At 30.4% G+C, this 15321-nt stretch carries 14 protein-coding genes; 10 read left to right on the forward strand and 4 right to left on the reverse strand.

The features are described 5' to 3' along the window. The first annotated feature begins 109 nt into the window (after positions 1-109). Positions 110-997, forward strand: a complete 888-nt coding sequence (locus tag OW730_RS11700; protein WP_271229192.1) for a YncE family protein — start codon at positions 110-112, stop codon at positions 995-997. Here the strand turns inward: OW730_RS11700 and OW730_RS11705 are convergent. Beyond that, positions 987-1511 (reverse strand): DUF4364 family protein, encoded by a 525-nt coding sequence (locus OW730_RS11705; RefSeq protein WP_271229193.1) that lies wholly within the window; start codon positions 1509-1511, stop codon positions 987-989. The genes OW730_RS11700 and OW730_RS11705 overlap by 11 nt on opposite strands. 148 nt (positions 1512-1659) lie before the next feature. Between OW730_RS11705 and pdaB the strand changes: the two genes are divergently transcribed. Both pdaB and OW730_RS11715 read left to right on the forward strand, forming a co-directional pair. Beyond that, a complete protein-coding gene (gene pdaB, locus OW730_RS11710) occupies positions 1660-2424 on the forward strand; it encodes a polysaccharide deacetylase family sporulation protein PdaB (RefSeq protein WP_271229194.1) in 765 nt (254 codons plus the stop codon). Positions 2425-2571: 147 nt separating this feature from the next. Continuing rightward, positions 2572-3255, forward strand: a complete 684-nt coding sequence (locus OW730_RS11715; RefSeq protein ID WP_271229195.1) for a single-stranded DNA-binding protein — start codon at positions 2572-2574, stop codon at positions 3253-3255. A 46-nt stretch (positions 3256-3301) separates the two neighbouring features. Here the strand turns inward: OW730_RS11715 and dapD are convergent, their stop codons facing one another. Next, entirely contained in the window at positions 3302-4009 is a 708-nt protein-coding gene (gene dapD / locus OW730_RS11720; protein ID WP_271229196.1) for a 2,3,4,5-tetrahydropyridine-2,6-dicarboxylate N-acetyltransferase, read from the reverse strand. 238 nt (positions 4010-4247) lie between these two features. Between dapD and OW730_RS11725 the strand changes: the two genes are divergently transcribed. Both OW730_RS11725 and OW730_RS11730 read left to right on the forward strand, forming a co-directional pair. Then, positions 4248-5414: a pyridoxal phosphate-dependent aminotransferase gene (locus OW730_RS11725; protein ID WP_271229197.1), complete on the forward strand. Its 1167-nt coding sequence runs from the start codon at positions 4248-4250 to the stop codon at positions 5412-5414. 513 nt (positions 5415-5927) lie between these two features. Further along, on the forward strand, positions 5928-7286 hold the full coding sequence (locus tag OW730_RS11730) for a UDPGP type 1 family protein (RefSeq protein WP_271229198.1): 1359 nt from the start codon (positions 5928-5930) through the stop codon (positions 7284-7286). Positions 7287-7691: 405 nt separating this feature from the next. Here OW730_RS11730 and dapB read toward each other — a convergent pair whose 3' ends face one another. Together dapB and dapA are read right to left on the reverse strand one after the other, a co-directional pair. Continuing rightward, positions 7692-8444: a 4-hydroxy-tetrahydrodipicolinate reductase gene (gene dapB, locus OW730_RS11735; protein ID WP_271229199.1), complete on the reverse strand. Its 753-nt coding sequence runs from the start codon at positions 8442-8444 to the stop codon at positions 7692-7694. 13 nt (positions 8445-8457) lie between these two features. Next, positions 8458-9336: a 4-hydroxy-tetrahydrodipicolinate synthase gene (dapA, locus tag OW730_RS11740; RefSeq protein WP_271229200.1), complete on the reverse strand. Its 879-nt coding sequence runs from the start codon at positions 9334-9336 to the stop codon at positions 8458-8460. Positions 9337-9509: 173 nt separating this feature from the next. On the opposite strand from dapA, the gene OW730_RS11745 reads away from it, so the two are divergent. The 5 genes from OW730_RS11745 (at position 9510) to OW730_RS11765 (ending at position 15201) form a co-directional block, all read left to right on the forward strand. After that, positions 9510-10445, forward strand: coding sequence for an ABC transporter permease (locus OW730_RS11745; RefSeq protein ID WP_271229201.1), 936 nt, complete (start codon positions 9510-9512; stop codon positions 10443-10445). An 11-nt stretch (positions 10446-10456) separates the two neighbouring features. Beyond that, on the forward strand, positions 10457-11389 hold the full coding sequence (locus OW730_RS11750; protein WP_271229202.1) for an ABC transporter permease: 933 nt from the start codon (positions 10457-10459) through the stop codon (positions 11387-11389). A 16-nt stretch (positions 11390-11405) separates the two neighbouring features. Next, positions 11406-12443, forward strand: coding sequence for an ABC transporter ATP-binding protein (locus OW730_RS11755; RefSeq protein WP_271229203.1), 1038 nt, complete (start codon positions 11406-11408; stop codon positions 12441-12443). Then, positions 12433-13407 carry an ABC transporter ATP-binding protein gene (locus OW730_RS11760; protein WP_271229557.1) on the forward strand — a complete coding sequence of 325 codons (975 nt, stop codon included), beginning with the start codon at positions 12433-12435 and terminating at the stop codon, positions 13405-13407. Before OW730_RS11755 ends, OW730_RS11760 begins: the two co-directional genes overlap by 11 nt. Positions 13408-13497: 90 nt before the next feature. Beyond that, entirely contained in the window at positions 13498-15201 is a 1704-nt protein-coding gene (locus tag OW730_RS11765; RefSeq protein WP_271229204.1) for a peptide ABC transporter substrate-binding protein, read from the forward strand. The last annotated feature ends 120 nt before the right edge of the window (positions 15202-15321 follow it).

Raw genomic sequence — 15321 nt, forward strand, 5'->3', positions numbered from 1 at the left:
AACCCCCTAGGGGTACTATAAAATTATACTAAATTTCTGAAAATTAATCAATCATTTATCTGTCCATTTATAATTTTCTTTCATAGTATAATGTGAGGAGGTGATAAGTTTGGATTATCTATGTACTTGCAATATGGCCTCAGATGATATAACGGTTTTTGACATAGAGAGCTGTAAGATAGTGAATAACTATAAATTATGTATGAGTGAGGAACGGATAGGACCACATGGAATATGTAGTATTGAAAAAAGAATATTTACTGCAAACAGATATAATAGAGGAATATCTATAATAGATTTAAACAACGACGAGAAAATAAATTTAAATATTGGAGTAAGCTGTACTGATATTGCAGGTTTTGGTGAGCATTTGTTTATATTATGTGGAGATTCTAATAATATCATTGTTTATAATAACAAAAATTATGAAATTGAGAGTTTAATCCCATGTGGTAATCTTCCGCATAGTATATGGATATCGAAAGAGAAAAGGATTATATTAACATCGAACCTATTTGATGATACCCTTTCACTAATAAATTTAGATGATTATAATGATGTGAAGAAGATAAAGGTTGGAGTTTATCCTATGAGTGTTGTTGCAACTTCAGACAATGAATATGTTTTAGTATGTGAATCTAATATTGGTATGGAGTGCAAAGGAAGCCTTAGTTTAGTATCAATGAAAAACTATAAAGTAATAAATAGAGTTACTGTAAGTAAGTCACCTATGGATATGTATTATGATGGAAATAAGTGTTTTGTTTCTAATTTTGCGGATGGGATTATTTCTGTCGTAGATGTTGAAAAATGGGAATTGGTTGATGAAATAAATGTAGGAGGAATGCCGAGAGGAATAATAGGGGATAAGAATTCATTATATATTTGTGATAGTTATAATGATAGTTTAATAATTGTAGATATTAAAAATCATACTAAAAAAACAATTCCCATTGGTAAAGAACCAATGAGAATTGCTAAAATAATTACTCTATAAGAGTTTTGATTATTTTATCATAAATCTCTGAAGAGTTATTTTTCCACCTTTTGCAAAGATCACTTGCTTGAGATTTTGATCCAACACTTAATTTAAGATCAATTAGAGCGGAACCATTTTCATAAGCGCTTAATTCAACTATGAAAAAGTTATTTTCATCAATTGTGTAATCTGCGTTTACGGTTATTTGCTTTTTGATGTTATTAATATTCTTACTTAAGTAGTCATCTAAAAGATCTTTTTTTTCTTGAGAAATCCTATTAGAAAACATAGAAAGAACATTAATACCTTGATCACTTATCTCAAGCATATGTTTCCCGTTATGCTCAATATTTTTTAATAAATCTGATGATACTAATTCAAATATATACTGCTGAAGAGCAAAATAGTTCAGCAAGTTATTAGATAAAATAAGCTCAGTTAATGATATGTTAGATATTGGCATATTTATTTTTTTTGCTATATAAAGAAGCAATAATTTATTTTCTGCTAATTCGGTAAATGAATTCTGCATTATTAACCTCCTTAAACAAGAATTTAATGCTATTAATAATTATAACATAAAATTTATTAGTTGGAAGACTATAAATATTTTTTTGAATAGTTTAAAACATATATGAATATAAATTAATAGAGAAAAACATATAGTAAGGAGGGGTGAGATGGATCTAAAAAAAATAAAATTTAATATTAACATTAAAATTATTATTTTTTCCGCAATTATTATATTTGTGGGGGCTTTAATGCTTAATAAATCATTTATTAATGTATTAAACTTAAATAATAAAAAGTTACCAATTTATAATGTAGAAACAAATGGTGAAAAAGTGATTGCAATAACATTTGATGCTAGTTGGGGAGCGGATAATACAATAAAAATCTTGGACGTGCTTGACGAGTATGATGTTAAAGGAACATTCTTTTTAGTTGGTAGATGGGTTGATGAGTATAATGCAGAAGTGGAAGAAATACATAAAAGAGGCCATGAAATTGGAAATCATTCAAATTCACATCCAAATATGACTTCTCTATCAAAAGATGCAATTATAAGAGAAATTATTACTACTGATAATAAAATAAGACAAATTACAGGAGAAGGAACAAAAATATTTAGATTTCCTGAAGGGGCATATAATGATAAAGTTATTGAGATAGTTGAGGAAAGTGGTCATTATTGTATTCAGTGGGATGTTGACAGTATTGACTGGAAAGAACAGGGGGCTGAGAAGGAGTATGAAAGAGTAATAAGTAAGACTAAAGGTGGGTCAATTATACTGTTTCATAATAATGCGAAATATACACCAGAAAACTTACCTAGAATTTTAAAACAACTAAAGAATGATGGATTCTCCTTTGTAACAGTCTCTGAATTAATTTATAAAGAGGATTATATAATTGATCATGCAGGAAAACAAATTAAAAAATAATAAAAAAGTTGAAAAATTAATAGTATTTGTATTATAATGGAAATGTATCCTAAATTAATTAAATAAATTAAAAAAATAGTAATATGTATCATGGTTAATGAATACTTTATTTATGAAAAGAACAAATAACTAAGGGAAAGAGGGGTTATGATGGACAATTTAATGAACAATAACAGTATTTATCTAGAAGGAAGAGTTGTGAGTGGTTTAGAATTTAGTCATGAAATGTATGGTGAGGGATTTTATAATTTCTATATTGAAGTGCCTAGATTGAGTGATGCAAAGGACTGTTTAAATATAACAGTTTCTGAGAGATTATTGGATGAACAAAAAATTGAAATTGGTAAAGATATAGTAGTTGAAGGGCAATTGAGATCATATAATAAATATCAAGATGGGGCAAATAGATTGATATTAACTGTTTTTGCGCGAGATATTTATCCTTGTGTAGAAAAGAGTAAAAATCCAAATCAGATTTATCTGAATGGTTTTATATGTAAAAGCCCAGTTTATAGAAAAACACCATTCGGAAGAGAAATTTCTGATATGTTATTAGCAGTAAATAGACCTTATAATAAATCAGATTACATACCTACGATAGCTTGGGGAAGAAATGCTAGGTATTGTAAAGGTTTAGAAGTGGGAGATAATATCAGAATTTGGGGAAGACTTCAAAGTAGAGAGTATCAAAAGAGAATTGGTGAAGAGGATGTAGTTAAAAAAATTGCTTATGAAGTGTCAATATCAAAAATGGAGAGAGTTGCTGCAGATAATACAACTGAGGAAATATTTGATGATACTGTAGGTGATATGAACGAAGATATAGTTTAGCCAATAATGAATAATAAAAAAGGCGTTAAAAATTAACGCCTTTTTATTATTTTCTTAAATCTTCTAAGATTTCAGTTTTACTACTTGTTTTTTCATCTACAGTTTTTACAATTCTTGCAGGTGAACCTGCTACAACTACACCACTTGGTACGTCTTCAGTTACGATAGCACCTGCTGCAACAACTGAGCCAGAACCAATCTTAACACCTTCTAATATTACAGCGTTTGCTCCGATTAGAACATTATCTTCAATTATACAAGGGGATTTGCTAGGTGGCTCAAGAACACCAGCTATAACAGCTCCAGCGCCAACATGAGAATTCTTTCCTACAAAAGCTCTAGCACCAAGGACAGCATTCATATCAATCATAGTGCCTTCACCTACTTCAGCACCAATATTGATAACAGCTCCCATCATTATTACAGCGTGATCACCAATTATAGCTTTGTCTCTGATAATTGCACCTGGCTCTATTCTTGCGTTTACCTTTTTAATATCTAACATTGGAATAGCAGAATTTCTTCTGTCATTTTCTAAATGATAGTATTCAATTGTAGAGGAATTAGATTCTAAAATTTTCTCAATACAATCTTTTTCGCCAATCAGAATTGCCATTTCTCCACTTTGGAAAACTTTAACGTCTTCAGATGTGGTATTAATTGTACCTTTCACATAAACTTTCACAGGTGTAGATTTTGTTGCATCTTTTATGTACCTTGCAAGCTCATATGGATCATTTAAATTATATTCCATAATAAACTCCTTTCCATCTATGAATATATTTTTTTATAATAATTAACTAATTAATACATAATAATAATTATTACGTTCCGTATCAATTAAGTGTAACATATGGTAATAGTATTTGTAAAATATATTGATTATTATATTTTTTCTATAATAAAATAATATATACTATATTATAATTTTAAATATGTGCTATAATTTTGTAAAGGAAAATAGTAGCTATTTTCATAAAAGGAGTGGAAAAATGGGATTTATAAATAAAAACATTGAGAAAATTGAAATTACTGGAATAAGAAAGTTTTTTAATAAAGTAAAAGATGTAGAAGATGCAATATCTATGACAATAGGTCAACCAGATTTTCCAGTACCTAAAGCAGTAAAAGAAGAGATGATTAATGCGATAAATAAGGATAAATCTGGTTATACAAAAAATGAAGGCATAGTTGAATTAAGAGAAGAGATAAGTAAATACCTATTAAATCAAAAGATAAATTATTCAATTGATGAAATTTGTATTACTACAGGTGGAAGTGAAGCAATATTTAGTTCTATTAAAGCTATCTTAAATGAAGGTGAAACTATATTAGTTCCGGATCCAGCGTATCCAGCGTATGAAGGATGCATTAAAATGGGTGGAGGGAAAATTAAGAAATACTCATTAACTGAAGAGTTTCAACCCAACTTTAGTGAAATAGAAGAAATATTAGCAACTGAAAAGAATATTAAAGGAATTATTATATCTTATCCATGTAATCCTACAGGGTCAATTTTAAGTAAGGAAAGTTATAATAAATTAATAGAAATATTTAAAAGTAAAGATATTGTTATTATTTCAGATGAGATGTACAGTTCTATAATTTTTGAGGAAGAATATTATTCTGTAGCTCAGTCAAAAGAATTAGCGGATAAAATTATTTTAATTGGTGGATTTTCCAAGATATTTTCCATGACAGGTTTAAGAGTAGGATATGTTTGTGCTAAAAAAGAAATGTTATCTAAAATCAACGTTGTTCATCAGCATAATGTAACATGTGCACCATCAATTGCTCAATGGGGAGCAGTAGCGGGGCTAAAGTCAAGCATGAATGAAGTTATGCAGAGAAATGAAGAATTTAAAAAACGCAGAGATTATATATGTGGTAGACTGAAAAAAATGGGGATTAAAGTTCAAGTTCCAAAAGGGGCTTTCTATCTATTTATAGATATGAGATTTACAAATATTAAGAGTGAGGAATTATGTGACAGATTACTGTATGAACAAAAAGTTGCAATGGTTCCAGGTAGTGCTTTTGGTGAAAAAGGGGAAGGGTTTGTAAGGTTATCATATTCATACTCTATGGAGGAACTGAAAGAAGGGCTTGATAGGATGGAAATGTGGCTGAATAAAAACAAACTAATAAAAACAAATTGAGAATTGAGAATGTAGAATTGAGAATGATGGACATTTCTCTTCGAGAAATTTTAATCCTATTGTTTCATGGACAATAGGATTTTTCTCGTTTCATTTGAAATGAAACATTGCATAATAAATACAATATTCTGTCTCTAAAATATAAAGTTTAAAAATGGTGTTGATAACATTGAATTAAAGGGAATCTTGAAAGAGAGGTTTCCTTTTGGTGTTTATAGCTAATACTTTCATGTATTATAATGCTAATGAACTTTTTTCAGAACTTGATTTATCATTTTTAACGTAACTAGATTCTGTTAGGGAATAAGGTTGATAGTTATTTATAACACTAGGATTTCATAATTAATTTTGATTAAGTATAGGAAAATAATGTATAATGAAGGGGGTAATTGAAGCATAAAATGTTTGTATTGTGTCGCAAGAAGATATAATGTATTAAGACATAATCGTAATATGTGACGAATAATTTAACGTTAAATAATTAGTAAATTCTTATGGTGGAGATGGTTTATAATGAATGATGAATTTAATAAGGCTATAGAATTAGTAAACAAATATAAACAAGAACACTTGCTTAGATTCTATCACTTTCTAAATAATGATAAGAAATCAGCATTAATTAATGATATATTAACAATAGATTTTGAGTTAATACAAAATATATATAATAAAATCAGAAAAAATCATATAGAAGAAAAGGAAAATCAATTCAAGCCACTTATAGCAAATAGTCTTAAAATGTATTCAGATGAAGAGAAAAATAACTTCTATAAGATTGGAATGAATGCACTAGCAAATGGAAAGGTTGCTGTTTATTTGGTTGCAGGTGGACAAGGAACAAGGCTTGGTCATAACGGTCCAAAGGGGACATTTGATATAGGATTGCCATCACGAAAATCATTGTTTCAGCTCCAATGTGAGAGACTTATTTATTTATCGAACAAATGTAAAAAATATATTCCATTATATATAATGACAAGTATTGAAAATCACCATGATACAGTAAGTTTTTTTAAAGAACACAATTATTTTGGCTATCCTAAAAGTATGATAATGTTCTTTAAACAGAAAACCATGCCTACCATAAATGAGGATGGAAAGGTACTTTTGTCTGATGAAAACAAAATTGCTATGAGCCCTAATGGAAATGGTGGTTGTTTTGTGGCTTTAAAAGATTCGGGAGCACTAGGTGATATGAAAGCTAAAGGAATTGAGTGGTTATTTTTATATGGAATAGATAACGCATTAGTTAGGGTAGCTGACCCATACTTTATAGGATTTACTATTTGTTCTAATAAGCCAGCGGCTAGTAAAGTAGTAGAAAAAAAGTATCCTGAAGAAAAAGTGGGAGTTTTATGCTATAAGAACAATAAACCTGCAATTGTGGAATATTCAGAGATACCTAAGAACATTGCTAGTGAGGTTGATCAAGATGGAAAGCTAATATATTCAAATGCAAATATATTAAATCATATATTAAGTGTAGACTTTATTGAAACAATAGCAGGTAAACCCTTGCCACTGCATATTGCACATAAAAAAATAGAATACATAGATGAGCATGGAAAGAAGATATTACCTATAAACCCTAATGGATATAAGTTCGAATACTTTTTATTTGATATATTTGAGATGTTAGATGACATGGCGGCTTTAGAGGTAAAGAGAGAAGAGGAGTTTGCACCAGTAAAAAACAGTGAAGGAGAGGATAGTCCCCAAACTGCTAAGGAATTAATTTTAAACTTACATAAGAAATGGCTTATTAATGCAGGTGTTGACAATACAACATTAAAAGAAAAGCAAATTGAAATTTCTCCTTTAGTATCTTATTATGGAGATAATTTAAGTGGTAAAAGCATCAACGAAATATAAAAATAAGGTTTGAAGTTCGGCAAGTTAAAGAATTGAATAATTGATTGATAAATTGATAAACAATATTCTTATTTATTGTATTAAATAAAGAAATTTCATGTTACATATAAAAGATAAAATTATAGTTGTTATATAATATATCAACAATTATCTTTAATACAATCAAATAAATAAAACTGTAGCTTCTGACTAAGGTCAGAAATTACAGTTTTTTCGATAGTTGTTCTTTACATACAAAAATTACTTTTCAATTTGAAATACAATATTTTATCTCAAGATAAAATGAGTCAAGTTATCTTGTTTTAAGAACAATAAAATGTAGCTTCTGCCCTAAAGCAGAAGCAACCATCGTTTTCCACTTTCAACTTTCCACTTTCAACTATAATTTATATAATGCATAGCATTCTATAAATTAAGCATGTCGTCCATATCATACAATCCCGCTTCCTGCTTAACTATATATTTAGCAGCTTTAAAAGCGCCCATTGCAAAGATATTTTTTGAAAGAGCTTCATGTTTAACTGAGATTATTTCATCATTACCAGCGAAGATTACTTCGTGCTCACCAACAATTGTTCCTCCTCTTAAAGAGTGCATTCCAATTTCTTTTTTCTCACGCTTATGATATCCTTCACGTCCATGAACGTATTCAGTTTCTTCAGGTATGGAATCCATTATAGCATCACCTAATAAATAAGCAGTACCAGATGGTGAGTCAACTTTTTTATTATGATGCTTCTCAATAATTTCAATATCAAATCCATCGTAAAGTACTTTAGTAGCTTTAATTAATAGATTTTTAATTAGGTTTATGCCTAAAGACATATTTGCTGAGAAAAATATAGGAGTTTTTGAACTAGCTGATTCAATTTCCTTTATTTGAGCATCTGAAAATCCTGTTGTGCATAATACAAGAGGAAGCTTTCTTTTAACACAAAATTTTAATAAGGATTCAAGAACTACTGGGTTACTAAAGTCAATAATAACATCTATATCTTCTTTAATATCTTCAAAGTTTGAATAAACAGGAAAAGGTAAGCTAGAATTCATGTCTTTATCAAATCCTGCTACTATTTCAATATTTTCTAACTTAGTACATTCTTTAATTAGAACTTTACCCATTGTTCCATTACATCCCACTATTAATGTATTAATCATAAAATCACCCTCTCTAACAAAGCTTATGCTTTTTAAGTTCAGATTCAAGAATTTTTTTATTGTTTTGATCCATATCTATCAATGGTAATCTTAATGAGCCTGCATTCATGCCCATTATGTTTAGAGCTGTTTTTACAGGGATTGGATTAGTTTCAATAAATAAAGAATTTGCTAGTGATAAATATTCTAACTGTAAGTTAAGAGCTTCTGTAGTTTTTCCTTCTAAATAAAGATGAACCATTTTTGAGGTTTCTTCAGGAATAACATTTGCTAATACTGATATAACTCCAATTCCGCCAACAGATAGAACAGGTATTATCTGATCATCGTTACCAGAGTAAATATGGAAGTCCTCTCCACATAATTCTCTAATTTTTATTATTTGACTAAGATCTCCACTTGCTTCTTTAACTGCATTAACATTTGATAGTTTACTGATTTTTAATAGAGTATCAGGAAGTATATTGATTCCAGTTCTGCTTGGAACATTATATGCAATTATTGGTATAGATACAGAGTCGTTTATTGCTTTAAAGTGCTCAACTAAACCCTTTTGAGTTGTTTTATTATAATACGGCGTAATTATCAATAATCCATCTACACCAATTTTTTCAGCCCAAGTACTCATGTTTATAGCTGCAGCTGTATTATTAGAACCTGTTCCTGCTATTACAGGGATTCTTTTATTAACTATATCTACAACGAATTTAATTGTTTCTTTTTTTTCTTGAGTAGACATTGTTGAAGCCTCACCAGTTGTTCCACAAACTATGATAGCATCAGTCTTTTTTTCAATATGCCATTCAACAAGTTTTTCTAATGTTTTGAAATCTACTCCGTTTTCAGTAAATGGAGTAACTATAGCTACACCAGAACCTTTGAATAATGTCATAATATCAACTCCTTTCAATATATAGAATATCATAATGATACCTTTACTTTATTATATAGTTCTTTTTAATAAAATAACATAGCTTAGTTAAATTTTTGAAGAATAAATAATATTTTTATTAAGCACAATAACTATAAGTGTTGAAAATAAAAAGTGTAGAAAAGAGGGGAAATATGATTAAATTTATTATTCGAAGGATATTTTACATGCTTTTCACGCTCTTAGTAGTAATAACAATAACATTTTTTCTAATAAGAGCTATTCCAGGTGATCCATTAGCCTCAATGGCGCGTAAATTACCTGAGCAAACAAAAATTAATTATTATGCAAAGTATGGTTTGGATAAACCGGTAATAGTGCAGTATGGGATCTTTTTAAGAAACTTGATATTTGAAGGAGATTTAGGTGAATCTTTAACATATCCAGGAAGAAAAGTAACAAAAACAATACTGGAATATGCACCAGTTTCAGGTAGATTAGGAATACAGGCGATTTCAATAGGATTTACCTTGGGAATTATATTAGGAATTATTGCTGGATTTAATAGAAATAAAGGACCTGATTACGTTGTTATGTTTGTTGCAATATTGGGTATTTCGGTTCCGAGTTTTGTCATAGCTTCCTTATTACAGTATTTCTTTACTGTGAAATTCAACCTACTACCTACAATTGGATGGGGGGCATTTAAATATACTATATTACCTTCCATTGCGTTAAGTTTTGGTTCTATAGCAAAATATGCTAGGTACATGAGGGCTAATTGTTTAGATGTAATTATGCAAGATTATATACTTACTGCTAAAGCTAAAGGGGTATCTAAGTTTTCATTAGTAACTAAACATGTTATTAGAAATGCTATTTTACCAGTAATAACATTACTAGGTCCACAAATTGCACTAGTTTTTACAGGATCTTTTGTAATTGAAAGTATATTTTCAATACCTGGTCTTGGATCCTATTTTGTATCTTCTGTTTCAAATAGAGATTATACCATGATAATGGGGCAAACAGTATTTATCTCATTTTTGTTTGTTAGTTCTCTTTTAGTGGTTGATTTGGTGTATGGATTAGTTGATCCAAGAATAAGAGTAGGTACAGGAAAGAAATAGGAGGTAGAAATATGGCTCAAAATTTCAAAGATGCTAATTTAGATAAAAATAAATTTAAGAGGATAGGTACGAGTAAAGGTGAAGGAGAGGTGATTTTAAGACCTAGCCTAACATATTGGCAAGATGCTTGGAGAAGATTGAAATTAAATAAGGTTGCAATTTGTGCAATGATTGTGCTTATTTTAATTATTATTATGACAGTTATTGGACCTTGGATAGCTAAGTATCCTTTTCAGGCTATAAGTAATGATATTAATCAAGGGCCAAGTGGTGAACATTGGTTTGGAACTGATCAAATTGGAAGAGATATCTTTTCCAGAGTATGGGTAGGTGGAAGAGTATCAATTTTAATAGGATTAGTAGGAGCCTTAGTAGATACTGTTGTAGGATCTATTTATGGGGGTATATCTGGATATTTTGGTGGACTTGTAGATGATGTAATGATGAGAATTGTAGAAATACTAGTAAGTATACCTTATTTAGTTTTAGTTATTCTTGTTTCATTAATTGTTGGAAAAGGTATAGGAGCATTAATATTAGCTATGACATTAACTGGATGGTGTTATATGGCACGTTTAGTTAGAGGTCAATTACTACAAATAAAAGAGCAAGAGTATGTTTTAGCAGCAACTGCTTTAGGCGCGAGCCCTGCTAGAATTATTAGTAGACATCTTATACCAAACACTTTGAGTATAATGATTGTTGCAATCACTTTTGATATTCCAGGGTTCATATTTGGAGAAGCATTTTTAAGTTATATTGGATTAGGAGTTCAATCTCCAAATACAAGTTGGGGAGCTCTTGCTTCGTCAGCTCAACAACAATTAATGTTTTACCCTTATCAATTATTTTTCCCTGCGCTATTTATAAGTTTAACAATGCTGTCTTTCCAACTACTGGGAGATGGATTAAGGGATGCCCTGGATCCTAAATTAAGAACATAAGAGAGGGGGAAAATTTATGGAAAAAATATTAGATGTTCAAGACTTAAAAGTATCATTTCATACATATGCTGGAGAAGTTCAGGCAGTTAGAGGTGTTAACTTTTATCTTAATAAAGGAGAGACGTTAGCGATTGTTGGCGAATCAGGCTGTGGAAAAACAGTAACATCAAAGTCAATTATGAGATTATTGCCTGAGCCAATGCCTGCAGAAATTAAAAAAACTTCAAAAATATTATTCAATAATAAAGATATTCTGAAAATGAGTGAGAAGGAATTAAGAGAACTAAGGGGAGCAGATATTTCAATGATATTCCAAGATCCTATGACTTCTCTAAATCCAACAATGACTATTGGAAAACAAATAGCTGAAAGTTTAATTATTCATAGAGGGATGAAAAAACAGGAAGCTCTTGATGAAGCGATAAAAATGCTTAAATTAGTTAATATTCCTAATGCTGATAAAAGAGCAAATCAGTATCCTCATGAATTTTCTGGAGGTATGAGGCAAAGGGCTATGATTGCAATAGCATTAGCATGTAATCCCAAAGTGCTAATTGCGGATGAACCTACAACTGCTCTAGATGTAACAATTCAAGCGCAGATAATGGATTTAATAAAAGAGTTACAGAAAAATTTGGGTACTGCTGTTATACTAGTAACTCATGATTTAGGTGTAGTAGCTGATGTTGCTGATAGAATTCAAGTAATGTATGCAGGAATTGTAATAGAGAGAGGAACTACAGATGAAGTATTTTATAATCCTAAGCATCCATATACATGGGCATTATTAAGATCAGTACCAAGATTGGAAACAGGAAATAAAGATATACTTTATGCTCTTGGAGGAACACCACCAGATCTTATTAAACCTCCTATAGGGTGTCCTTTTGCAGCTAGATGTGAATTTGCAATGGAGATATGTAAAGAAACTATGCCAGAAGCAACTAAGTTAAGTGGAACACATGAAGCTAAATGTTGGCTGCAACATCCTCTAGCTCCAAAAGAAGGGGTGCCGCAAGTTTGGAATGAAGGAGGAGCTAATGATGAAGAATGATGTCTTAATAGAAGTTAAAAATCTAAAAAAACATTTTAAAGTAGGTCCTAAATCTGTGTTAAAAGCTGTGGATGACGTATCTTTCGATATATATAAAGGAGAGACATTAGGGTTGGTAGGAGAATCAGGATGTGGTAAAACAACCTGTGGTAGAACAGTAATGGGGTTGTATGAAGCAACTGGTGGTAATGTAATATTTAACAAGAAAATTAATGTTCATAAATTAAGTAAGAAAGAAAAGAAAGATTTTGCAAGGAAATCTCAAATAATTCTACAGGATCCATATGCATCTTTAAATCCTAGAATGACAGTTGGAGATATAATTGGTGAAGGTATTGATATTCATAATATTTATAAAGGTGAAGAAAGAACAAAGAGAATATATGAATTATTAGATCTTGTTGGATTGAATAAAGAACATGCTTCAAGATTTCCTCATGAGTTTTCAGGTGGACAGAGACAAAGGATAGGAATAGCTAGAGCTCTTGCTATAGAACCGCAGTTTATTGTATGTGATGAACCGATATCAGCATTAGATGTATCAATTCAAGCTCAGGTAGTAAACTTGCTAATAGATTTGCAGAGGAAATTTGGATTAACATATTTATTTATTGCTCATGATTTATCCATGGTTAAACATATTAGTGATAGAGTTGGAGTTATGTATTTAGGAAAAGTTGCTGAGTTGGCTAGTAGTGATGAATTATATGATAATCCACTACATCCTTATACTCAAGCGTTGTTATCTGCAATTCCAATTCCTGATCCAAAAGTAGAAAGGACTAAAGAAAGAATTGAGTTAAAAGGAGAAATACCTAGTCCTATAAATCCAGTGGAAGGCTGCCGGTTTGCATCAAGGTGCGGTTATGTAATGGAAAAATGCAGAGAAAAAACACCAGAATTACTTGAAGTAAAAAAAGGTCATTTTGTTGCATGTCATCTTGTAGAAAAGGAAAGCACATAAAAATCATAAATTAACTAATAATAAGATATATAAGAAATACAAAGTAAAACAGTCCAAAAAAAACTCAAAAATAAAAAAGGGGGACTTTAAGTGAAAAGAAAAAGATTAATAGCATCATTACTAGCATTATCACTTTGTGCCGGATTGTCATTTACTTCATGTGGTGAGAAGAATAAAGTAAATGAAAATGGTAACAAAAATCGTAATGAAACTGAAGGTGCTATGGATAAGGAGCAATACTTAAATATATTCTTGAAAGCGGAGCCTAAATCAATTGACCCTTCAAGATCAAGTGATACTTATTCATCACAAGTTTTATGTCATATTACAGATGGTTTAACAAGAATTGAACAAGATGAATCAGGAGATAAAATAGTACCTGGTATAGCTGAAAAGTGGGAAGTTAGTGAAGATGGAACTAAATGGACTTTCTACTTAAGAGATGCTAAATGGAGTGATGGAAATAATATTACTGCCAAAGATTTTGAATATGGAATCAAAAGAACACTAAATCCAGATACAGGATCAAATTATGCTTGGTTAATAACACCTGTTATAAAAAATGCAGCTGCTTATAATAAAGGAGAAGGAACTGTAGAAGAAGTTGGTGTTAAAGCTGTTGATGAAAAAACATTAGAAATAACATTGGAATCACCAATTGCATATTTCTTAGACCTTACATATTTCAAAGTTATGTATCCTCAAAGACAGGATATGGTAGAGAAATATGGTGATGCATATGGTTCAGAAGCAGAACACATGTTAAGTTCAGGTGCTTTTGTATTAGATAAATGGGTTCATGATAGTGAAGTTGTATTTAAGAAAAATCCGAGCTACTGGAATGTTGATAATATTAAGCTAGATACAGTGACTATGAAAATAGTAAAAGATGAGAGTGCGCAAATGAATACTTTGTTCACAGGAGAAGTTGATTTAGGAGCAGTAACAAAACCAGAATGGAAAGAAAAGTTTGATAGCTCAGGTAATTTTGAATATTCTTCTGTTGCGCAACCTACGGTAACATATGAAGTATTTAATCAACAGAGCAGATATTTTAAGAATAATAAAATAAGAAAAGCTTTTGTTGTAGCATTAGATAGAGCTGCAATAAATGATACTCTATATAGAGGAGCAAATGATCCTGCCTTTGCATGGATTCCTCCTGCAGTTCAAATTGGTGGAGAAGATTTTAGAAAGAAAGCAGATAATCTACCAGTTAAAAAACTTTTAGATGAATATAAAGATCCTAAAGCATTACTAATAGAAGGATTAAAAGAATTAGGAGAAAGTGAAAATCCTGCAGATATGTCTGTAACAATGCTTCAAAGTGGAACTACAGCTAGATCAAGAGAATTTGCTGAATTTGAACAACAAAGATTACAGGAAGTATTAGGTATTAATTGTTCTATTGATTATTATGAGTGGGCTGTATTCAGTGATAAAATTCATAAAGGGGAATATGACTTTGCCTCTCAAGGATGGATGGGGGATTATAATGACCCTATGACGTTCCTTGAAATGTTTACAAGTACTGCAAATGTTGTTCCTTCTGGATGGGTTAATGAAGAGTATGAGAAGTTAATTAAAGATTCAACGATGACTATAGACCAGGAAGCTAGATTTGAAATGTTTAAGAGAGCAGAAGATATTCTAGTTTATGAAGATACAGTAATTTCACCTTGGATTTTCCGTAAAAGTTCTACTTATACTAGAAAATATGTTAAAAACGTTATGACACCATTGTTTGGACCTATTGATGTAACTAAAGCATACACTGAAGGAAGAGGAAAATAGAATTTCTGGAAAAAACTTGTCGAATGACGAGTTTTTTTCTTTTCAATACAGCAAAAGTCGTTAAAAATTCTTGAAAAGTATTAAAAAAAGTTAAATTTAATTTAAACCTTACTAAAATGT

This window comes from Oceanirhabdus sp. W0125-5, assembly GCF_027938815.1.
Taxonomy (GTDB): domain Bacteria; phylum Bacillota; class Clostridia; order Clostridiales; family Clostridiaceae; genus Oceanirhabdus.

Excerpts from the sequence above, each read along its gene's own strand:
- dapD (WP_271229196.1), bottom strand. The coding sequence starts at position 4,009 with ATGGAATATAATTTAAATGATCCATATGAGCTTGCAAGGTACATAAAA.
- OW730_RS11730 (WP_271229198.1), top strand. The coding sequence starts at position 5,928 with ATGAATGATGAATTTAATAAGGCTATAGAATTAGTAAACAAATATAAA.
- OW730_RS11715 (WP_271229195.1), top strand. The coding sequence starts at position 2,572 with ATGATGGACAATTTAATGAACAATAACAGTATTTATCTAGAAGGAAGA.
- OW730_RS11705 (WP_271229193.1), bottom strand. The coding sequence starts at position 1,511 with ATGCAGAATTCATTTACCGAATTAGCAGAAAATAAATTATTGCTTCTT.
- OW730_RS11725 (WP_271229197.1), top strand. The coding sequence starts at position 4,248 with ATGGGATTTATAAATAAAAACATTGAGAAAATTGAAATTACTGGAATA.
- pdaB (WP_271229194.1), top strand. The coding sequence starts at position 1,660 with ATGGATCTAAAAAAAATAAAATTTAATATTAACATTAAAATTATTATT.
- OW730_RS11755 (WP_271229203.1), top strand. The coding sequence starts at position 11,406 with ATGGAAAAAATATTAGATGTTCAAGACTTAAAAGTATCATTTCATACA.
- OW730_RS11745 (WP_271229201.1), top strand. The coding sequence starts at position 9,510 with ATGATTAAATTTATTATTCGAAGGATATTTTACATGCTTTTCACGCTC.
- OW730_RS11760 (WP_271229557.1), top strand. The coding sequence starts at position 12,433 with ATGAAGAATGATGTCTTAATAGAAGTTAAAAATCTAAAAAAACATTTT.
- OW730_RS11750 (WP_271229202.1), top strand. The coding sequence starts at position 10,457 with ATGGCTCAAAATTTCAAAGATGCTAATTTAGATAAAAATAAATTTAAG.
- dapB (WP_271229199.1), bottom strand. The coding sequence starts at position 8,444 with ATGATTAATACATTAATAGTGGGATGTAATGGAACAATGGGTAAAGTT.
- dapA (WP_271229200.1), bottom strand. The coding sequence starts at position 9,336 with ATGACATTATTCAAAGGTTCTGGTGTAGCTATAGTTACTCCATTTACT.